18 protein-coding genes and 1 tRNA gene are annotated in these 20,556 nt (G+C 69.4%); 10 read left to right on the top strand and 9 right to left on the bottom strand.

What is annotated here, in order from left to right:
* The first annotated feature begins 19 nt into the window (after positions 1–19).
* Complete coding sequence (locus JOL79_RS11765) at positions 20–877, top strand: PSP1 domain-containing protein (RefSeq protein ID WP_210155988.1); 858 nt, start codon at positions 20–22, stop codon at positions 875–877.
* Positions 878–1,232: 355 nt separating this feature from the next.
* Here JOL79_RS11765 and JOL79_RS11760 read toward each other — a convergent pair whose 3' ends face one another.
* The 4 genes from JOL79_RS11760 to JOL79_RS33935 all read right to left on the bottom strand — a co-directional run bounded on the left by JOL79_RS11760 (position 1,233) and on the right by JOL79_RS33935 (position 8,147).
* Positions 1,233–2,360 (bottom strand): lactonase family protein, encoded by a 1,128-nt coding sequence (locus tag JOL79_RS11760; RefSeq protein WP_210155795.1) that lies wholly within the window; start codon positions 2,358–2,360, stop codon positions 1,233–1,235.
* 267 nt (positions 2,361–2,627) lie between these two features.
* Complete coding sequence (locus JOL79_RS11755; RefSeq protein ID WP_210155794.1) at positions 2,628–4,616, bottom strand: alpha-L-fucosidase; 1,989 nt, start codon at positions 4,614–4,616, stop codon at positions 2,628–2,630.
* A gap of 168 nt (positions 4,617–4,784) precedes the next feature.
* Positions 4,785–6,869: a lectin gene (locus JOL79_RS11750; RefSeq protein ID WP_210155793.1), complete on the bottom strand. Its 2,085-nt coding sequence runs from the start codon at positions 6,867–6,869 to the stop codon at positions 4,785–4,787.
* Positions 6,870–7,019: 150 nt separating this feature from the next.
* A complete protein-coding gene (locus tag JOL79_RS33935) occupies positions 7,020–8,147 on the bottom strand; it encodes a lectin (RefSeq protein WP_307848488.1) in 1,128 nt (375 codons plus the stop codon).
* A 654-nt stretch (positions 8,148–8,801) separates the two neighbouring features.
* Here JOL79_RS33935 and JOL79_RS11740 point away from each other — a divergent pair.
* Both JOL79_RS11740 and JOL79_RS11735 read left to right on the top strand, forming a co-directional pair.
* Positions 8,802–9,449, top strand: a complete 648-nt coding sequence (locus tag JOL79_RS11740) for a hypothetical protein (protein WP_210155792.1) — start codon at positions 8,802–8,804, stop codon at positions 9,447–9,449.
* A gap of 276 nt (positions 9,450–9,725) precedes the next feature.
* Positions 9,726–11,111 (top strand): sensor histidine kinase, encoded by a 1,386-nt coding sequence (locus JOL79_RS11735; RefSeq protein WP_210155791.1) that lies wholly within the window; start codon positions 9,726–9,728, stop codon positions 11,109–11,111.
* Here JOL79_RS11735 and JOL79_RS11730 read toward each other — a convergent pair whose 3' ends face one another.
* Entirely contained in the window at positions 11,112–12,194 is a 1,083-nt protein-coding gene (locus tag JOL79_RS11730) for a DUF418 domain-containing protein (RefSeq protein ID WP_210155790.1), read from the bottom strand.
* 119 nt (positions 12,195–12,313) lie between these two features.
* Here JOL79_RS11730 and JOL79_RS11725 point away from each other — a divergent pair, with 119 nt between their 5' ends.
* From JOL79_RS11725 to JOL79_RS11710, 4 genes are all read left to right on the top strand, one after another.
* Entirely contained in the window at positions 12,314–13,519 is a 1,206-nt protein-coding gene (locus JOL79_RS11725) for a sensor histidine kinase (RefSeq protein WP_307848487.1), read from the top strand.
* Entirely contained in the window at positions 13,516–14,181 is a 666-nt protein-coding gene (locus JOL79_RS11720; protein WP_210155788.1) for a response regulator, read from the top strand. Before JOL79_RS11725 ends, JOL79_RS11720 begins: the two co-directional genes overlap by 4 nt.
* Before the next feature lie 135 nt (positions 14,182–14,316).
* A complete protein-coding gene (locus tag JOL79_RS11715) occupies positions 14,317–15,843 on the top strand; it encodes an alpha/beta hydrolase (RefSeq protein WP_307848486.1) in 1,527 nt (508 codons plus the stop codon).
* A gap of 68 nt (positions 15,844–15,911) precedes the next feature.
* A tRNA-Thr gene (locus JOL79_RS11710) sits at positions 15,912–15,985 on the top strand.
* A 7-nt stretch (positions 15,986–15,992) separates the two neighbouring features.
* On the opposite strand, the gene JOL79_RS11705 is transcribed toward JOL79_RS11710, so the two are convergent.
* From JOL79_RS11705 to JOL79_RS11690, 4 genes are all read right to left on the bottom strand, one after another.
* Positions 15,993–17,615 (bottom strand): site-specific integrase, encoded by a 1,623-nt coding sequence (locus JOL79_RS11705; RefSeq protein ID WP_210155786.1) that lies wholly within the window; start codon positions 17,613–17,615, stop codon positions 15,993–15,995.
* Positions 17,616–17,726: 111 nt separating this feature from the next.
* Positions 17,727–18,470: a hypothetical protein gene (locus tag JOL79_RS11700; RefSeq protein ID WP_210155785.1), complete on the bottom strand. Its 744-nt coding sequence runs from the start codon at positions 18,468–18,470 to the stop codon at positions 17,727–17,729.
* Complete coding sequence (locus JOL79_RS11695) at positions 18,467–18,805, bottom strand: hypothetical protein (RefSeq protein WP_210155784.1); 339 nt, start codon at positions 18,803–18,805, stop codon at positions 18,467–18,469. Before JOL79_RS11695 ends, JOL79_RS11700 begins: the two co-directional genes overlap by 4 nt.
* Before the next feature lie 194 nt (positions 18,806–18,999).
* Positions 19,000–19,566: a hypothetical protein gene (locus tag JOL79_RS11690; protein ID WP_210155783.1), complete on the bottom strand. Its 567-nt coding sequence runs from the start codon at positions 19,564–19,566 to the stop codon at positions 19,000–19,002.
* Positions 19,567–19,764: 198 nt separating this feature from the next.
* Between JOL79_RS11690 and JOL79_RS11685 the strand changes: the two genes are divergently transcribed.
* Genes JOL79_RS11685 through JOL79_RS11675 form a run of 3 tightly spaced genes read left to right on the top strand, consistent with a single transcriptional unit; the run spans position 19,765 to position 20,539 of the window.
* The gene (locus tag JOL79_RS11685; RefSeq protein ID WP_210155782.1) at positions 19,765–20,067 is read left to right on the top strand and encodes a helix-turn-helix domain-containing protein; all 303 of its coding nucleotides are present in this window, start codon (positions 19,765–19,767) and stop codon (positions 20,065–20,067) included.
* Positions 20,067–20,405 carry a MerR family transcriptional regulator gene (locus JOL79_RS11680; protein ID WP_210155781.1) on the top strand — a complete coding sequence of 113 codons (339 nt, stop codon included), beginning with the start codon at positions 20,067–20,069 and terminating at the stop codon, positions 20,403–20,405. The genes JOL79_RS11685 and JOL79_RS11680 overlap by 1 nt, the downstream gene beginning before the upstream one ends.
* Positions 20,402–20,539 (top strand): hypothetical protein, encoded by a 138-nt coding sequence (locus JOL79_RS11675; RefSeq protein WP_210155780.1) that lies wholly within the window; start codon positions 20,402–20,404, stop codon positions 20,537–20,539. The genes JOL79_RS11680 and JOL79_RS11675 overlap by 4 nt, the downstream gene beginning before the upstream one ends.
* The last annotated feature ends 17 nt before the right edge of the window (positions 20,540–20,556 follow it).

Raw genomic sequence — 20,556 nt, 5'->3', positions numbered from 1 at the left:
GAGGGCCAGGATCGTGGGCATGATCATGGCGGTGAGTTTCACCCGTTATGGGCGGCTGTACTACCTCGATCCCGGCGGCCACACTCCGAAGATCGGCGATAAGGTGCTCGTGCCCACGGACTCGGGGCCCGAGGTCGCCGAGTGCGTCTGGGCGCCGCAGTACGTGAGTGACGACGTGGACGGGCTGCCCGTCTGCGCCGGTATCGCCACCGATGAACAGCTCGACCGTGACGAGGCCAACCGCCGCCGCCGGGCGGAGGCGCGGAGCGTGTCCAAGCGGCTGATCAAGCGCCACGAACTGCCGATGAAGGTCGTCGGCGTCGACTACCTCGACGCCGACAACGTCTACACCGTGTATTTCTCGGCGCCCCACCGGGTCGACTTCCGGGCTCTCGTCCGCGACCTGGCCCGCAACCTCCGCGCCCGCGTGGAACTGCGGCAGATCGGGCCGCGCGACGAGGCCAGGCTCCAGGGCGGCATCGGGCCCTGTGGGCGCGACCTGTGCTGCGCCACCTTCCTCAAGGACTTCGAGCCGGTCTCCGTCCGCATGGCCAAGGATCAGGACCTGCCTGTCAACCCCCTCAGGATCGCGGGCGCCTGCGGCCGGCTGATGTGCTGCCTGAAGTATGAGCACCCGCTCTACGTGGAGTCCCACACCAGGATGCCGCGCGTCGGGGCCAATGTGGACACGCCGGAGGGCTCCGGGACGGTGGTGGGCCGCAACGTGCCCTCCGACACCGTCACGGTCCGGCTGAACGAGGGCGGCCGCCGGTGCGCGTGCCCTTCCGCCTCCGTCTGCTCCCCCCGCAAGCAACACGACGCGATGTACGGCGAAGCCGAGACGGTGGCCGTCAGCGAGCCGGAGGACGTCCAATGAGCCCTCATGCCGACCGCTCCATACCGTGGCGAAGAGCTCGTCCACCACTTCCCTGGACGGGACCCTCATCGTGCTCGCGCCCGCTCGCCAAGCGCTCCGCCGCCTGACCCCCTGATCCGGCGAGACGCTCGTCGTGCCGAGAATCAGTTGAGCTACCAAGCCCTCCTTCTGAGGGCGCCTTCCGCGAGCGGACGGCGGAGACGACGGTGGGACGCGGCGGACGCCCGGCTACGCAAGGGCGCCCGCCGCGGGGTTCTGTGCGGCGTTTCCGAGAGCCGTCACACCGTGCGGACGCACCTGATCACGTGCTGGATGGCGTCCTGGTTCACGTGCCGGACCACTGGGGCCGGGCCGTTCAGAGCGCGACGATTCCCTCGCCGCCCACGGCTCCGGGCACGGTCACGGTGCCGACCCGGGTGAGGGAGCCGTCGGAGGAGTTGACGCGGAAGGCGTTGACGTTCCCGTCCTTGCCGGTCTGCACGTAGAGGTAGCTGCCGTCGGAGGAGGCGGCGGCGTCCACGGTGCCGGCGTCGGTGGCGGTGGTGCCGAGGGCATTGACCGTGCCTCTTCCGGTGTCCCGGTACCCGGAGAGGGTGCCGCTGCCCGCGTTGGAGGCGTACAGCCAGGGGCCGGTCTTCACGATCCAGCAGGTCGCCGCCTGGCCGGTGGCGATCTGCTGGATTTGGGTCGCCGTGCCGGTGCGGCCGAGGGTGTAGGTCGCGACGGCGTTGGGCCCCGCTTGGGTGACGACCATCCGGCCGCCGTCGTCGAAGGTGAAGGCGAACGGGGCCGTGCCGTCCTCCGTGGTGGTGACCGGCTTGGCGGAGGGACCCAGGGGGCCGACGGCGAACACCTTGATGGCGTGGCCGTTTCCCTTGGTGGTGACCACGAGGTGGTCGCCGTCTGGGGTGAAGCCGACCTGGCCCGGGGTGGTGGTGAACTGCGGGGTGGCGGCGGGGTCGAGGCCGAGCCTGCGGTTCCAGGAGGGAACGCGCAGGATGCGGTCGCCGATCCGGCGGTAGCCCTGGATCGACCCTCCGTCCAGGCTGTTGAGCACGTAGACGAGGTCTCCGTGAACGGTGACGCTGGCGGGGAACCTTCCGCCCGAGGACACGACCTGGGTGCGGGTGAGCCGGTCGCCGTGGACGGCGAAGACGGTGACGGTGTCGCTGCCCGCGTTGACCGCGTACAGCAGGCCGTGCCGCTGATCGTAGGTGAGGGAGCCCTGGGAGGCGAGGTGGTCGACGACGGAGCCGTCGAGTACGCCACCGAGGCCGCCGGTCGCGTAGGTGCCCGCCTGGGTGAGGGAGCCGTCGCGGCCACGGTCGTAGGCGACGACCGTGTTGCCCTGCGGGTCGTCGGTCTGGACGAACACCGGGTGGGCGGCCTCGCTCCGCGCCGATGCGGAGGCGGGGGCGGCGAGTGCGGCGGCCGCGATGACGGCGACGCCGGCCAGGCTGAGGGCACGGACGGTGGTCTTCATGGTCTCCTCGTTCAAGGATGGGTAAGACGAACGTCCGTTAGTGGCCATGCGGCCCGGATGCTTACCGGCGGGACGCCGATTCAACGATCAGTTCTTCGGTTCGTAAGATTTGCCCTCCGATCAAGGGAGAGAGGCCGCGCGGCCCGAAAAATCGGCATCATCATTCGGGCCGCGCGGCCCGGCCCGGTCAGGAGCCGTCGTGGTGATCCACGCGAGGCCGGGCTGCCGGCGACGGGCCCACGACTACGCGTGGGGGGCCGGCGGCGATCAGACCGCGGTGATCGTGAACAGGTTGTTCGCGTTGGTGTTGGGCGTCCACATGCCCATGGTGGAGCCGGCGGTGGTGCTGCCCATGCCGTCGAGGGCGGTGCCGGTGCCGCGGTTGATGATCTGGTAGCGGCCGTTGCCGGTGTCGTTGAGGCGCCACTGCTGGTTGTTGCCGCCGTTCCAGGCCGACTGGCGGCAGACGGCGCCGTTGGCGGTGTTGCCCCAGCTGTCGGCGACCATGCCGTTGGTCCGGTTGACGATGCGGTACCAGCCGCCGCCCAGGTCGACGAGCTGCCACTGCAGGTTGTTGCTGCCGTCCCAGTTCCACTGCTTGAGGTTCGACCCGGAGGCGACGTTGCCGCCGCTGTCCAGGACCAGCCCGGTGGCGACATTGGAGATCCGCGCCCAGCCGGTCGGGACACCGGTTCCGCTGCCGGAGCCCGGGGAGGGGATCTGGCCGTTGAAGGTCAGCTTCACCACGTACGCCGGGGCGCTGAACGGGGCGCTGGACGACGGCATCGAGATGTGCAGGGCGGAACCGTCCTGCGTGCGGTTGGGCAGGTTGGTGTACTGGCCGGCGGAGGAACCGAGCAGCTGCACCGAGGCGAGGTTGTTCAGGTTGATCCGGTTCGAGCCCAGGGTCGTGATGTTGAGGGTGCTGCCCGGCCAGCCCAGCACCGTGGCGTACAGCACGGTGTTGTCCTTGCTGCGGGTGAACCGGATGTCGGTGTTGGTGCCCGCGCGCGGGGTGACGAACGAGCCGCCGCCCATCTGCGTCGGGCCCTCACCGTAGACCGACCAGGCCCGGGTGGAGTAGATGGACTCGCCGAAGCGCTTGAGGTAGTCGCCGATGCCCAGCAGGACCGTGCGCTGGCCCGACGGGATGGTGCCGTCGGCCATGGGGGCGATGTTCAGCAGCATGTTGCCGTTCTTGCTGACCCGGTCGATCAGCGAGTGCAGCATGGCGTTGAGCGAGTAGTAGCCGATGCCGACGGTGTAGCACCAGCTGGAGCTGGAGATGCTGTCGTCGGTCAGCCAGAAGGGGTTCTGGATCCCCGCCGGGCCGCCGCGCTCGTAGTCGACGACCTCGCCGTTGGTGTTGAACCCGTCCTTGTAGGTGGCGACGACGTCCTTGTTCCAGGAGACCGCACGGTTGTAGTAGTACGACAGGAAGTTCAGCCGCTGTGCGTCCGGGAGCCGGCTCAGGTTGAAGTCCTGCCAGATGATGTCGGGCTGGTACCCGTCGATGACCTCTCTGAGCTTGTCGTACCAGAGCTGATACTCCGTGTTGGCGTCGAGCTGGCCGTACAGCTTCTTCAGCGAGTTCGTCGACTGCGCCGGCACGTGGTCGTAGTAGCCGGTGAAGTTGTAGCAGTGGTGCAGGGCCGTCAGCAGTTTGAGGCCCTTGCCGCGGATCGCGTCGGCGTGCAGCCGCAGCAGGTCGAGCTTGGGACCGGTGGCGACGGAGTTCCACTCGTTCACGCTGCTGTTCCACATGGAGTAGCCGTCGTGGTGCTCGGCCACCGGCCCGGCGAACTTGGCGCCGGCGTCGGCGAACAGCTGAGCCCACTCGTTCGGGTCGAAGTTGCCCCCCGCGGACGTCAGCTTCGGCGCGAACTGCACCCAGTTGCCCGCCTTGTCGCGGGCGCCGTTGATGAAGTTGTGGTACGGCCACGCGGACGGATCACCGAAAACGCTCTTGTGGTGATTGTTCTCGTTCGATCCGCTGATGTACATGTTGCGCGGGTACCACTCGTTGCCGAACGCCGGAACGCTGAAGACGCCCCAGTGGTAGTAGATGCCGAACTTGGCGTCCTGGAACCACTCGGCGGCGGCCGGGTGCTGGTCGACCGACGACCAGCTCGCGGTGTAGCTCTGTGGACCGGCGGTCGCCCATGCGTCGCGGATTCCCAGCAGGCTCACGGCGGCGGCGCCGCCGATCCCGGCGAGCAGAGAGCGGCGGGTGAACTGGAACGAGGGCGAAGACATCGGGGGGATCCCTTCTTGGGGACGGCTGAATGCTTCGTTCTTCCGGGGACCAGGCGCGGCGGGCGGGCAGACCCCGCCCGCCGCGCCGATACGTGCGGCCGGAAACGTGCGGGCCGGTGCTTCCGCCCCGGGCGGGGCGGAAGCGCTCAGGGAGTGCTCAGGCAGTGCTCACGGAGTGGTCAGGTCGAAGCGGCTGACGCTGACCGCGCCGCCGAGTGACTGGGTGGCGTAGTTGAAGATGGCGAAGCGGTAGCCCATGAAGAACTGCCAGGCGTTGCCCATGGTGAAGGCGGGTCCGAAGGAGGTGAAGTTGACTCCGTCGGTGCTGTAGGAGAACTTGGCCTGTCTGCCGGTGCCGGGCCGGATGTCGGCGTTGACCCGCAGCCAGATCTTCCCGCCGGAGATCGGGGTGCTTGCGGCCTCGGTTCCGGTGTTGGTGGTGGCCCAGCTGCCGTTCATGGTGATGTTGTTGACGGCCGACAGGCGGTACTGGCCGTTGTCGCGTCTGACGCCGATCCAGGCGGAGGAGTCGCGGAGCATGGCCAGGCCGGCCCGGTCACCGTCCTTCATCGCCGAGTAGTCGAGCTGGATGGTGGCGGTGGAGCTGGGGCCGAGGATCCGGTGGCTCAGGGTGTTGCGGGCCGAGTACAGGTCGCCTGTGACGGTCGCGGTCTGCAGGCGCAGGCCGTTGTTCACCGAGAACTTGGTGGTGTCGGGGTTGTGGTTCCACTCCCACTCCGGGCCGAGGCTGGTGCCGGCGAAGGTGTCGGTGCCGGTGGGCGACTTCACCTGACGCGGCGGCGTCGGCACGTTGGGCACGGGGTACGTGGCGCCCCAGCCGCCGTTGACGGTCTGGATGACGGGCCAGCCGTTGTTCCAGGTGACCGGTGCGAGGACCGGGACGCGGCCGCCGGGGTAGGCGTCGACGAACGCCATGTAGTACCAGGCGCCGTTCTGGGTCTGGACCAGGCCGCCCTGGTGGGGGGTGCCGCCGCCGGAGATCGGGGTGGGCATGTTGAGCAGGACCTGCTGCATGGTGTACGGGCCGAAGGGGCCGCTGGTGGAGCGCAGGATGTACTGGCCGTTGGCGGGGCGGGTGAGGAAGATGTAGTAGTTGCCGTTGATCTTGTACATCCGGGAGCCCTCAAGGGTGCCGACGCTGGAGGGCGTGCTGAACACCTGCTGGCTGCGGACCTCGGTCTTGCCGTCGGCCGACAGCTGGGCCACGCTGATGTTGGTGTTGCCGTAGGAGACGTACATGGTGTCGTCGTCGTCGATCAGCAGGCCGGCGTCGTAGTAGCACTTGTTGATCGTGGTGTGCCGGTTCCACGGGCCCTCGACCGAGCTGGCCGTGTAGATGTAGGTCTTGCTGAAGTCGATGCAACCGCCCCAGTAGAAGGTGCTGTTGCTCTTGCGGTAGTTGAGGAACGAGGCCCACACGCCGTTGACGTAGCCGCGTCCGCCGTTCATGTCGTACTTCGAGCCGAAGTCGAGCGTGGGCACCGAGTGCCCGGCGAACTCCCAGTGCACCAGGTCGTAGGAGCGCAGGATGGGCGCGCCGGGGGAGTAGTGCATCGTCGAGGCGGAGTAGTAGTAGGTGTCGCCCACGCGGAACACGTCCGCGTCGGCGAGGTCCTCCCACAGCACCGGGTTGGAGTACGTCGACGACGGTCCTGAGGGACTCGCCGACGGACTCGCCGAGGGGCTCGCGGAGGGGCTCGACGACGGCTGGCTTCCGCCGCTGCTCCACTTCTGGTTGTTCTGGCCGTTGCAGGTCCACAGGATGACGGCGGTGCCGTTGGCGGTGCCCCCGCCGTTCACGTCCAGGCACAGGCCGGACTGGACACCTCTGATCGAGCCGTCCGAGTTCTGCTGCCACTTCTGGTTGTTCTGGCCGTTGCACGCCCAGATGATCACCGTGGTGCCGGGCGAGGTGCCCCCGGCGTTGGCGTCCACGCAGCGGGTGCCGTTGAACGTCCGCAGCTCACCGGCCGAGGTGAACTCGAACGCCTGGTTGGCCTGACCGGTGCAGTCCCAGATCTGCAACGCCGTGCCCTGCGTGTCGACGTTGCCCTTCACGTCCAGACAACGGCCAGACGCGGCGCTCTTCAGCGGCGTCGCCGCCGCCGACGCCGGTGCGGCCCACGTCAGCGCCGCGGCGAGGACCGTGGCCAGCACCGCTACCAGACACGCCGCGACGCTCGCGGGCGAACGCCGCCCACGACCGGGAGAGCGGACGGGGGATGGGTACATCTGTTCTACTCCTTGCGGGGGGAAGACATGGCGAGATGGACCATTCACGACATGGGCGCGCGGTCCGGGACGACAGGCGTCAGATAGACGGAGTGGCCGGCCCCCGCCGGGGGTGTCCCCGGCGAGGGTGTGCCGCGTGACGGAGCGGGGTCAGACGCGGGTCCACTTCTGGTTGGATCCGCCCCAGCAGGAGTAGATCTGGGTCTTGGTGCCGTTGGCGGTGCCGGCGCCCACGACGTCGAGGCACTTGTTCGCGCCGACGGCGGTCAGGGTGCCGTCGGAGTTGAAGCGCCACTTCTGGTTGTTCTGCCCGTTGCAGTCCCAGATGATCACACCGGTGCCGTCGGCGGTGCCCCCGCCGTTGACGTCGAGGCACTTGGTGCCGTAGACCCGCAGCTCACCGGAGCTGGTGAGGGTCCACTGCTGGTTGTTCTGGCCGTTGCAGTCCCAGATCTGCACCTGTGCGCCGTTCGTCTGCGACACGTTGGCCACGTCCAGGCACCGGCCGGACCCCACTCCCTTGATCGCGCCGCCTCCGGCCGGTGGCGGGCTCGAGCTGCCGCCGGGATCGCCGATGCTGCCGGGGACGGTCTGGAGTGCGGCGTACCAGGCGGCGGCCATCTTGTCGTAGCCGTTGGCGGTGGGGTGGATGCCGTCGATGAGGTCGGACGCGGTGAGTTGGCTGTGCATGTCGACGAGGTGGACGTGCTTGCCGTTGTTGACCTTGCTCTGCACGATGCCGGGGATGGCGGCGTTGAAGGTGCGGACGGCCGACTCCTGGCCGGAGTTGGCCAGGGGGATGATGGTGGCGACGAACACCTCGGCGCTGGGCGCGGTGGTGGTGATGTGGTCGATCAGCGTGGACAGGCGGGTGGGGGCGCTGGAGACGTTGTAGTTCTGCAGCACGTCGTTGGTGCCGATGTGCAGCAGGACGGTGTGGGGGTTGTAGGTGCGCAGCCAGCCGGTGATGTTGGCGTCGATCTGGTCGATGCGCCAGCCGGGGTGCCCCTCGTGGTCGTGGTCGCCCAGGTTGGAGGGGCCGTTGTACTGCGATCCGACGAAGTCGATCGTGTAACGGCCGGAGGCCAGGCGCTGCCACAGCCCGATGCGGTATCCGCCGGGCACCTGGGTGCCCTCGGTGATCGAGTCACCCAGCGGCATGACCTTCACCCCGCCGTTGGACTCCGCCATCGCGGAGCTGGCGGGTGCCATCGCGCCCACCGCCGCCACTCCCAGTGCCAGTGCCGCCGCGGCGCACCACTGTCTCAATCTACGCACGGCTCAGGCCCTCCTCAGTCGAAACGGACAGGCCGAGTAGGCTCGATTTGATAGCGTTAACATGCCGTGTTCAGCCCTTTCTTCGGCGGTTTCAGGTAGCGAAATACACGGGCGTTGGCGCGCGAATGTATTGACGCGGTGTGGCGTCGCCCCAGACCACGTTTCCCGATCAGACCTAAGTGCCCCTGGAGGCCGACAGCGGGTTGGGGAGGAAATTGTTAGCGCTAACAAATGTCCCTGGGGCGTAGAGAGCTCCTCTCCTCCGGGATTTCAGGTGGTGGTGTGGCGGATCAAACATGACCGGACGGTCACCGTCAAGAGGGCCGGAGAGACGGCCGGCGCCGCCGTCCGCGCGGCCTGGAGAGGCTCGCCCAGATGACCTGCGCAGGGCGCACCGCCCGGCGGGCGGGGAAGTGATGAAAGTTTCATTGGGTGCGGGCGTGATCACAGGGGAGTCCGGCGGGCCGCTCCCAGCCGGAACGCCTCTCTCGCTTACCGGGCTTGACGGCGGCGCTAACGACTAACGACATCCGATGTATTGCGTGGGCATTTCTGTTGAGTTATGAAGGATGCTGAAATCCTCGCGATGGTGGTGCCGTCGACACGCGGGTGGCCCTGTTCGGGTGACGCGAAAGACCCGATGTGTCGCCGGCCTTGTCGGTAATAGCCGAGTCGGCACTCGACTACCTGTTCAAACCCGGGTACGGCGGTGCCACCAACTTCACGAGTGGGGCGGAGTCGAGCCACGCGCACGCCCGTGGTGACCTGAACTGCGACCACGGGTACGAGCGGTGGCTGATGGAGGGCTACGTGTCGCTGAAGTCGACCGACAACCGCGACTACAGCACCATCATCGAGACGATGGACGCCACGGTCGCCCAGACGCTGAACTTCACCGTCACCGGCGGGCTGTCCACCGGCCAGGTGCACGTGTGGTCGACCAACCTGAACTCCAACAACACCGCCGACTTCATGGTCCACGCCGCCGACGCCGGCGCCTGGTCGATCCTGCGTAACAGCACGAGCTGCGCGTTCACCACGATCGCCAGTGGCACGACCACCGTGCTGGGCACCAACCGCTGGCACGCCCTCGCACTCGGGTTCTCCGGCAGCTCCATCACCGCCACCATCGACGGCACCGCGGTCAGGACCGTCACCGACTCGGCCTTCGGCGCGGGACAGGTCGGGTACGGGACCAGCCAGGATGAGACCGCCCAGTTCGACAACCTGAAGGTCGTCGCCGGCTCCGGCGGCACGGGCTGGACCACCGCGCCGCTGCGCCAGAAGTGGAGCCGGAGCTGATCCGGCCACGGGATCACACCCGCTTCACCCCCTGAGGACCCGCGCCGGTTGGACGTCATCGGACGTCCAACCGGCGCGTACCAAACTCAGGCGGTTCTTCAATCTTGGCGAATAATGTCCGAATACATAGGGCAAAATGTCCCGATTGTCATGCTTCATGCTGCTTGGCAATGAAACCATCTCTTATGGCTCAAGCCCTCGGGCGTGACGTCTCATCGGTGTCCGCCCGATCGGCGTGACCACGTAACCCTTCCCATCTCGGCGGAGAGAATCAGGATGGCGGCCAGGACGTTCGTCGGCGGGCTCTCGATGAGAGCCCGCCTGACGACGCTCACGGCCTTCGTGGTGGGGCTGCTCTGCATCACGTTCTCCGCCGTCATGCTCTTTTCCCTGAACCGGATGGCCACCCAGAACCTGATCAGGGACGTGAGCGACGTCGGGGAGCTGACCGCCTACTACGTGGACCGGGGAGAGATCATCGACCCGCTTCCGCCCATCCCGAAGAACGAGATCCGCCCCGTCCAGGTGGTCGACCCCAGCGGCCGGGTGGTCGCGTCGACCGCCGATCTCCGTGGCAAGCCTCCCATGGCTGGCTTCAGACCGAAGCCGCCCCGGCAGACGGCCAGCGGCGAGGTCTGCGACTCCGTCTTCCGCCGATGCCACATCGTGGTGGCCCGGCAGGTGTATCGCGATGGAGACTGGGTCGTCTACAGTGCGGCGCCGGTGCTGCCCTTCTATACCTACGGGTCCGCGCTGGCTCTGCTGATCGCCGGCACGATCGGGTTCACAGTGGCGGTCGCCTGCGCCACGCGGCGCACCGTCACCAGCTCGCTCCGGCCGGTGGACGAGATCCGGGCCGAGCTCGACGAGATCAGCGGCGGCGACGTGGGACGGCGCGTCCCGATCCCCTCGGCGAAGGACGAGGTCTACCGGCTCGCCCGCAGCGTCAACCACACACTCGACCGGCTGGAGGGCGCCCTCCAGCAGCAACGCCGCTTCACCTCCGACGCCTCCCACGAACTGCGCACTCCCATCGCCGCCATCCGCGCGCAGGTGGAGGACGCGCTGCTGGCGCCCGCCGAGACCGACCCGATCCGGCTGTGCGAGGCCGTGCTGCCCAGCCTGGAGCGGCTTCAGTCGATCACCTACGACCTGCTGACGCTGGCCCAGCTGGACCACGGCGTCGACCTCCACCGGCAGAAGATCGACGTGTCGGAGCTCGTCGCGGCGGAGGTGCGCCGCCGGCACATGTCCAGCGAAGTGGTGCGGCGGCTGGCCCCCGGGGTGACGGTCCTCGCCGACCGCGCCCGGCTCGCCCAACTCCTCGTCAGGCTCCTCGACAACGCCGATCGCCATGCCGAGTCGTGCGTCACGGTCACCGTACGGGCGGAGCCCGGGGATCCCACGTACGGCCGGCGGTTCCGGGACGGCGCGGCGGTCATCGAGGTGGCCGACGACGGTCAGGGCATCGCCGAGCACGAACGCGAAAGGGTCTTCCTCCGGTTCGCCCGGGTCGACACCGCCCGCAGCAGGGGGGCCGGAGGCGTGGGGCTCGGGCTTCCCATCGCCCGGCGGATCGCCGAGATCCACGGCGGCGACCTCGTCGTGGCGGACAGCGCCAAGGGCGCGCGCCTGGTCGTCCGCCTGCCCCTCTGCCGATAGTCACTTCTCCGGACGGTGTGATCGCACGAAGGGCGGGCGGCGGCCCCAGGTGGCCCAGCGCCACAGCCATTCGAGCGGCCCCTGCCGGAACCGGCGCAGCCACAGGGTGGACCAGCCCCACTGCACCGTGAGGATCGCTCCGGCGATCAGGAGAACGGTGGTGTCAGACCAGGCGTCGGAGCCGCCGGCGACGTGGCCCACCGCGAGAACGAGCATCGTGGCGGTGAGGTAGTTGGTCAGCGCCATCCGGCCGAGCGGCGCGAACACGGCCCGCAGCGCCGGCCGCAGCGGCGTCCTGAGCAGGACCAGCAGCACGCACACGTACGCGCCCGCGACCAGCAGCCCGCCCAGCGGGAAGGAGACGCGGAAACCGTCCCCCAGCGGGTCCGTGCTCTGGAAACGCGCCTGCGCCCACAGGGTGGGCGCCGCGGCGGCCGCGAGTGCCAGGCCGAGCAGGGCAGGCACCCGGGTGGACCGCTCGATCCGGCCGATCACGCCGTACCGGGTGAGCGCGGAGCCCAGCAGGAACAGCCCGGGGATCACGGCGAACTGGCCGCCTTGGAAGACCAGCGCCGCCACGAGAGACGCCGTGGCGAGACCGGCCACCGCCCACCGGGGCAGCCAGGTGGACGGCAGCAGCACCACCAGCCCGGTGACCGCGTAGACAGTGAGGATGTCGCCACGCCACAACAGGAACATGTGCGCCAGGCCGAGACCGAGCAGCACCAGGAGCCGGCGCAGCAGGATCGCCCGGGGACGGGCCACCCGGTCGGCTGCGGACTCGAACAGCAGGGAGAAGCCCACGCCGAAGAGGAACGAGAAGATCGGATAGAAACGCTGCTCGACGAAGAACATCGGCCAGGCGGCCGCGTCCTGGGAGCCGGCCGGCACCGCCCCGACGGCGGCGAGCCCCACATGGGAGATCGGCTTGACGTTCGCGACGAGGATGCCGCACAGCGCGAAGCCGCGTATCACGTCCAGCGCCGTGATGCGCGGCCGTCCCGCCGTGGTGGTGGGTGCCGCGCCGGCGGAGACCGGAGCCGGGCCGGTACGTCGGCGGTGATGAAGGTCTTCAGATGGCATGGGCCCGATCGTGCGGGCTCCGGATCGGGGCCGGTATCGGCCGAAATCCCGGTTCCCGCGGCGCCGACCATACTTTCGGCCGGTTCTGCCGCCGCCGGGCATTTCTTAGCCTGTACGGCGTGAGCGCTTCCGCCGTCCGGCTTCCGTCCGACCCGATCGCCCCGCCGTACGCCTCGCGGGGGCGGCGGGCCGCGATCGCGGCGGACGTCGCGCTCGGCGTCGCGCTCGCGGGGGTCCTCGCCTTCTGGGCCGGCAAGATCGCCGACAGATGGGGCGGCGCCTACTGGGCGTTCGACTGCGCGACCGGGGCCGTCGTAAGTACGATCGCACTGCTTCGCCGGTGGAACCGGGCGTGGGCGGCCGCAGGGGGCCTGGCAGTTACCGCGGTCGCCCTTCCGGTCGCCCGGTTCGCCGGCCTGCCGAGCGAGCCGGGCCCCGCCACAGCCCTGGCCCTCTCCGTACTCGTCGGATCCGCGATCAGCGCCCTGCCCGCCCGGGCGGCCTGCGCGGTCGCGGCCGGAGGGCTCGCCGTGGCCGGTGGCAGCGTCGTCACCGCCCACGCGTTCACCGCGGGGGTTCCCGCCGTGACGTCGCTGAACGCGGTGACGTGGCTGGCCGCCGTCGCCGTCGGGCTGGGCCTGCGGCTGCTGGCCGCCCGCCGCCGGTTCGTCGCCGACAAGGTGCGACGCGACGAACGCCTGGAGATCGCCAGGGAACTGCACGACGTGGTCGCCCGCCACGTCACCGCCATCGTGCTCCAGGCCCAGGCGGCCCGGCTTGTGGCGGGCCGGCATCCCGGGCCCCGTCCCGGGCAACTGGACGACACCCTGGCGGGCATCGAGTCCGCCGGGTCGGAGGCGCTCGCCGCGATGCGCCGCGTCGTCGGGCTGCTCCGCGACGCCGACGACGCCGCCCCCGCGACGTTCGGCGAACGGTTGGGCGACCTGGTCGAACGCTTCGGCGGGCACGGCCCCGCCGTACACCTGCGCCTGCCCGACGGAGAGGACGAGTCGGCCTGGCCGCCCGAGGTCGCCGGCACCGTCTACCGGATCGTGCAGGAGTCGCTGACCAACATCGCCAGGCACGCCGCGAACGCGACCGCGGTCACGATCGGCGTGACTCGCGACGGCGACACCCTCGTCGTCGAGGTCCTCGACGACGCTCCGCCCGCCGCCGCGCGACTGCCCCGGCGCGGCGGATACGGACTGGTCGGCATGCGCGAGCGGGCCGAGGCCCTCGGCGGCGCCCTGTTCGCCGGCCCGCGCGCCGTCGGCGGCTGGTCGGTGCGGGCCACGCTGCCCGCTCCCGTCCGGGACCGCCGATGACGATCAGGGTGCTGCTCGCCGACGACCAGGCGATGGTGCGGAGCGGCCTGCGGCTGATCCTGGAGAACCAGCCCGACATCAGCGTGGTCGCGGAGGCCGCCGACGGGGTCGAGGCGATCGAGCTGGCCCGGCGGCTGCGCCCCGACGTGTGCCTCGTCGACATCCGGATGCCCCGCCTGGACGGCATCGAGGTCACTCGCGCGCTCGCCGGCCCCGGCGTCGCCGACCCCCTGCGGGTGGTCGTGGTCACCACCTTCGACCTCGACGACTACGTCTACGGAGCGCTCCGCGGCGGCGCCGTCGGGTTCGTGCTGAAGGACGCGGGCCCGGTCATGCTCGTCGAGGCGGTGCGTGCCGCCGGCGCGGGGGACGCCCTCGTCTCGCCCTCGGTCACCCTGCGGCTGCTCCGCCGCCTGGCCGCCACCCCGGCCCCGGCCTCCGCCGGTCCGGCGCGGCCGCTGTCCGAGCGCGAGACCGAGGTCGTCAGGGCCGTCGCCAGGGGTCGTACCAACCAGGAGATCGCCGCGGAGCTCTTCATCTCGCTGAGCACCGTCAAAACCCACATAGCGGGAATTCAGGCCAAGCTTGGGGTGCGAAACCGGGTCGAAGTAGCCGCTTGGGCGTGGGAGAACGGCGTCGCCGGAACACAACCGCCCAGGTAGATATCGCGGCAGGCCGCGCCGCTTAGTGGCCCGAGCCGCTCCAGGACGGCATGCTGGTCTCGATGCGCGTTCGTTATCGGCGACGGACGCGACAGGGGACAGAAAGCGACACGTATGCGAACGGCCAGCCACACTGTGAGGCGTACCGCCCTCTGCCGCCTGGCGGCGGCGGCACTGTTGCTGGTGGGCGGATGCTCCACCGGGCAGGGGCCGGGCGGCGGCGGTTCCGCACCGGCGCGGATCACCGCACCCACCGCGGCGCTGCAGCCGTTCTACGACCAGCGGCCCTCCTGGACGGGCTGCGGGGGCGGGTTCCAGTGCGCCCGTGTCGAGGTGCCGCTCGACTACTCCGCCCCTTCGGGGGAGCGGATCTCACTGAGCGTCATCCGGCTGCCCGCGACGGGCCAGAGAATCGGGTCGCTCTTCATCAATCCCGGCGGCCCCGGCGGGTCGGGCGTCCAGTACACCCGCGCCGCCCGCTCGCTGTTCCCGGACAGCCTGCGCGCCCGCTTCGACGTCGTCGGCTTCGACCCGCGCGGTGTGGGCGAGTCGTCTCCCGTCAAGTGCCTGTCGAACTCGCAACTCGACGCGTTCGTGGGCCTCGACGCGAGCCCGGACGACCACGCCGAGGTGAAGGCGCTGGAGAAGGGCTCGAAAGACTTCGCCGCCGGCTGCGAGGCCAAGTCGGCCCGGCTGCTGCCGCACGTGAGCACCGTCGACGCGGCACGCGACATGGACGTGCTCCGCGGCGTCGTCCGCGATCCCGGCTTCACCTACCTCGGCAAGTCGTACGGGACCTTCCTCGGGGCGACATACGCCGGGCTGTTCCCCAAGCAGGTGCGCGCCCTGGTGCTCGACGGCGCGGTCGACCCGGCCGTACCGTCGCTCAGGGCCAACGAGGTGCAGGCCGAGGGCTTCGAGGTCGCGTTGCGGGCGTTCGTCGAAGACTCGCTGAAGCAGCAGGACAACCCGTTCACCAGCCGTACGGTCGACGGCGCGCTCGCCGAGGTCGGAGCCCTGCTCAAGCGGGCCGACGGGCAGCCGCTGCGGAACGACCTCAAGGACGGCCGCCGGCTCGGCGAGGCGTGGACGGTCCTCGGGGTCATCACCCCCCTTTACGACCGACAGTCGTGGCCGGCGCTGCGGCGGGCGCTGAAGGCCGCGTTCAAGGGCGACGGGACCACCCTGCTGCGCATGGCCGACCTCCTGGTCGACCGGCACGCCGACGGGTCATACTCCAACCAGACCGAGGCCAACATGGCGGTCAACTGCCTCGATCACCCGTATCCGACCGCTCTGGGTGACTATCGCAAGGCCGCAGACAAGGCCGCCGTCGAATCGCCCCACTTCGGGTCGTACGTCATGTGGAGCTCGCTGCCGTGCGCGTACTGGCCGGTCAAGCCCACCGGCGCGGACGAGCCGATCAAGGCCGAGGGCGCACCGCCGATCCTCGTCGTCGGCACGCTCCGCGACCCCGCCACGCCGTACGAGTGGGCGAAGGGGCTGGCGTCGGAGCTCAAGTCGGGTGTCCTGCTCGGATTCGACGGCGACGGCCACACCGGCTACCGCTCCGGATCACGCTGCGTGGACACGGCGGTGGAGAACTACCTGATCTCCCTGCACGTGCCGAAGAGCGGAACGGTCTGCCCGAAGATCACGTAGCCGGCGGCGTGTGGCGCGTGTACGGCGGCGCGCGCGAGCCTGTAGACTGGCGAAGCCGTTCGCGGCGCGCCGCCTTAGCTCAGTCGGCCAGAGCACTTCACTCGTAATGAAGGGGTCAAGGGTTCGATTCCCTTAGGCGGCTCCGCAGGTCAGAGGCCGTTCCCAGCCTGGGAACGGCCTCTCCCATTCCTCCCGATGTCCGTTTTTGGGCGCAGAATGGGAGTGGATCTTGCCCGGGGTGCTCTCCGCAGCCCACGCGCGGACAGCGCCTGAGTAATCGGCGTGACGTTCTCCCGGTAAGGCACCAGGAGCTCCTCCAGCAGCGGCACCGACGACCGCGCAGGAAGACCCCGCCCGGCCCACGCGCGTTCCAGCTCGGCCCGCCCCGCCAGCGCCCGCTCCCACCGCTCCTCCAGGGCCCCGACGAGCTTGCCCCGCATCCCCTCGGACACATGCGTGTAGTGCGACCGCATCGACCCGTCGCCGATGTGACCCATCCGCTCGTCCCGCAGCGCCTCGGCGATACCGTCCTCGGCCATCCACGTCTCCATGGAATGCCGCAGCCCGTGCGGGGTGAGGTCTTTCATCACGGGCATCCACGCGGCGACCGCCTCCGGGGCCGCCGGCCGCACGTACCGGTCGAGCAGCTGGTCCCGGCCGAGCAGCCGGGCCTCCTCGCCCGGCATTCCCTGCGCGACCGCGTACGCCACCAGGTCGGCGCGCGAAGACCGGCTGTTCACCGGCAACTTGACCGGCCGCCGCCGCATCCCGGACGCCACCTCATATGGTTCCCCTGCGGCGGGCACCGCGCCGACGAGCGGCACGCCCGGCCACGAGGCCGTCACATCGGCCAGGACGGGCATGGCCGGCCGGGCCGCCTTACCGCCTTCCTCCGGATACCAGCCGTCAGCCGCGGGCCGGAAGAACCGGCGCGCGAAGTCCGACCGGCGGGGATGGCCACCGGCCGGGCCGAGGAACAGGAACTCCCCGCCCGAGCAGTAGGGTTCCTCGGCGTCCTTGAGGCAGGTGCACCGGGTGATGGCCTGGTCCTCGCGGTGGCGGTCGAGTAGACGCCTCAGGAACGGCGGCAGGTCGGCGGCGCGGATCGACCCGTCCTTCGGCGGCCCGAAGTAGAAGTAGCCGTCGAGCTCGTACAGCTTCCAGTCGAAATCGACGTGCTCTTTCTGCAGGAAGGGCGGTCTCAGGCCGACCGCCTCCGACCAGCGGGCACCAGTCCAGCCGATGAACACGGTCATGACGAAGTCGCTCTGATGGCCCGACAGTGTCGCGATGCGCTCGGCCATGAGCAGGACCTCGAGCGGCGTCGCCCATTCCCGCCGCTTCTCCATGATCTTCTCGACTCTGCGGTCCGCTTTCTTCCCGGTAGCACGTTTCCTCGCCGCCGGGTTGAGCTGGATCCGGGAGGGGACCGCCGCACCCAGCGCCACCCCGAGAACCGTCCGCGCCGTCCCCGCGGTCTTCTTCGACTTGCGGAGGTCGCGGACGATGTCCCTCTCCCAGCTTTCGACCTCCTCGGGGGCGATCGACGCCAACGACCGGTTACCGAACGCGGGGAGCGCGTAACGCTGCAGGTAGTAGGCGTAGTTCTCCATCGTGGACCACTCCAGGTCCAGGCCCTTGAACCACAGGTTCACCCACTCGGAGACAGTGATCTGCCCGGCCTTCGGGTCGATGTAGCGGCCGTCGCGGATCCTCGCTTCCTGGTCGTCGGCGTACTGCTCGGCGGCCCGCTTGGTGACGAACCCCGGCATGCTTTCCAGCTTCCCGTCGGGTGCCCGCCAGCGGGCCCGGAAGGAGTCGCCTCGTTTCTCAGCCCAGCCCAACTAGACCTCCGTGTTCTCATCGTTGGATGACCCCCGGGTTCAGGTGGTGGGAGTGTCGTCCGCAGATGGCGCGGGCGACGGTTCTACTGTGGCGGCGTCGGGCGACGCGGTCGCGGCATCCGGCGAATCGGACCGTTCCACGGTCACAGAGGTGACCGGCGCCGGCGATGTGGGCGCGACGGGCGGATCGTGGCGGTGCCGCCGATGCCGCCGGTAGGGACGGACCGGCCGCCACCCGGAGGAGTCTTCGGCGTTGACCGTGGGGGTCACCTCGGGTGTCGGCGCCGGAGGTGAAGGCTCCGCGCTCGGCGACGGAGACGGTTCGGGGCTGGGCTCTTCGGCCGGTCGCTCGGCGCGCCGGCCGCCAGTCGTGGCGCGCGCGGTAGGCCAGGACCGCAGGGCGGCCGCGGGCGTCGTCCGCAGGACAGGGTCGAGACTGGCGAGCGACCGCCCTTCTTCCCGGATCACGGCGGGTGGCCTGGCCGGCATGACGGCGAGCTCGACGCCGCCCGCGCCCACGGCGACCGCCGCGATGCCGGCGACGGCCGCCGCCGCGGGATTGGACGCGCACGCCCGCCGGACGTTCTCGGCGATGAGGTGGAGACCGGGCAGGAGCACCAGGGCGTGATGGGCGCGCCGCTTGTAGTCGTTGATCCGCGCCAGGACGGTGCGGTCCGCTTCGGTCGATACGACGAGCGTCGGAGCGTCGTCGTCTTGCGGTTCGACCTTCACGGCGTTGACTTGGCGGTCCATCTGCTCGCGCCGCAGGTTGCTGACGCTCATGCCGCAGCCCCGGCGGCCGCGTCGGGGGAGACGCTCCGTGCGATGTTCTGGATGCACTCCCAGGCCCGCTGTTCGGCCTCCCGGTCTATGTGCCCGTTGGGGTTGACGTCGGCTACCACGTGACTCCCGTCCACGTGGAGGGCGACGATCCGGGGGGCGCCGGCGGGCGAGCGGAGCGCGAGAACCAGCTCGTCGGGCGGAAGGTTCTGTATCAGCCGGGCGGTCTTTTCGCTTCCGGCGAGCCGGGCGCGGACGATGGCGATGGCGCGTGCTCTGGCGCTCTCCACTGAGGTGCTGGGCTTGGGGTGCTCGGTCAGGGGGGTCCGTGTTGCCACGTCCGCCTCCTAGTCAGGGTTGTCCTCAAACGGTGGATTGGTGCGCCCTTGGAGAGGGATTCCGATTGTGACTCTCCGTCGTTGAAAGTTCTAGTAAGGGTTTCCCTAATACCTGAGTCGTGACCTAGGCGTAATCGCGGTCGCCCCGCTATGCCCATGTTTGCCCAGCTATGAAGCGGTGACCTTGGTAGTGCTCATGCGCTTTCGCGCCCACTGTCGGGAGTGGTGTGTGCGTCACGGCCCGTATTCAAGCGTTTGATCTCAGCATTGAGCCGGTCAATTTCCCGTGACTTTCGGTCAACTTCTTTCTGCAGTTCGTCGACCCGGGCGTTGCGCTCCTCAAGCTGCGCGGCCACCCGGGAATCCTGAGCGGCCCTCATTTGCTCAAGAACCTTCTCGTACACCTGTTCGACGATGCTCGGATCTGACGAACCCTCGCCACCCGCCAGAGCCTCAAGGGTCGTTCGCTCGCCCGCCGCCGGCCGATCCCGCCCAGGCGCCACGCTCATGGTCTCCAGGGGGCCGCCGTCCGCGATGAAGCGATCGATGCTCCCTGCGGACAGTTGGTAGGCCTGTTCGAGCGCCCGGAGAGTCGTCTTCGAGTAGTTGGCCCGCCGGCCTGATTCCGCGTCCGACAGGATCCGGTACTCCATGCCGGTCGCCTCGCAGAAGGTGCGGCGATTGCGGTAGGCGGGGTCCAGTTGGACACGTCGAGCGATGAGTTGCTGGCCGAGTGCCTTCCAGGCGGGCTGGGCCGTCACGGCGCGCTCCCTCGGTCGGTAGGTGCCGGAGTCAGTTTCTAAGAAACGTGCGACCTCGTCAACCTATGAACGGAAACGGAGTCCTCGCAGTTCACAGCCTTGACTATAGCCGTCAAGGTTAGGATTGTGTTTCCAAAAATAGGAAACCGATGTCACGGAAGTCTTGTGAGATAGGAAACCGAGTCCTACCTTTGACCTGTGCCACCTACCCGAACGACACGACAGAACGGCTGGGCCATCCGCGGCGTCCGCGCAGCCCGAGGCCTCAGCGGTTACCGCCTGGCGAAGCGGCTCGGGATCCAGCCTTCGACGCTCACCAACATCGAGCGCGAGGTGAAGAACGTCTCCACCACCCTCCTCGGCCGGATCGCCGCCGAACTGGAGACCCCCATAGAGGCCTTCGACCGCGAGTCGCGCCCCATGCGCGCATCCACCGACGGGGACGAGGCGACCGCAGCAGCGGCTGAGCCGGACAGCCTCGACGGCGAGGAGGAAGCGTGATGGCTCTCCCCACGCCCATGCGCACCAGCGCCGAGGTCGCATCACTCCTCGGCATCTCCGCCCGCACGGTCGTCGAGAACGCCCGGTCCGGCAAGTGGCCCAGCCACCGCCCAGCCAACGCCTACGTCTTCACCGACGAGGACATCACGCGGATCTACGAGCTGACGCGCACGGCCACGCGGGCTGCTCAGCAGCCCGCGGAGCAGCCGGACCAGCGCGCGAAGCCCGCCCCCGCGCGACGCAAGCGGACCCGGCCGGCCGACCGTGTCGGCCCGCAGGAGCCGCGGTCGAACGTCCGCACCCTCGTCGCCAAGCCGCCGAAAGCGTGGGCGAGATGAACGCCGTGACTGTGCTCGTCCCCGGCCTGCACCTGCTCGACGCCGACGTCTACGCGCAGGCCGGGCTGTCCCGGCTGTTCGCGGAGTTGCGCGAGTACGACCGCCAGGCCGACGAGGCCGCTCTGACCCTCTGAAACACCGAGGTCCCCAC

The organism is Microbispora oryzae, from assembly GCF_017896165.1.
In the GTDB taxonomy this organism is placed as follows: Bacteria; Actinomycetota; Actinomycetes; order Streptosporangiales; family Streptosporangiaceae; genus Microbispora; species Microbispora oryzae.
The sequence above is the reverse complement of the archived record's forward strand: the minus strand, read 5'-3'. Positions and strand labels throughout refer to the sequence as shown.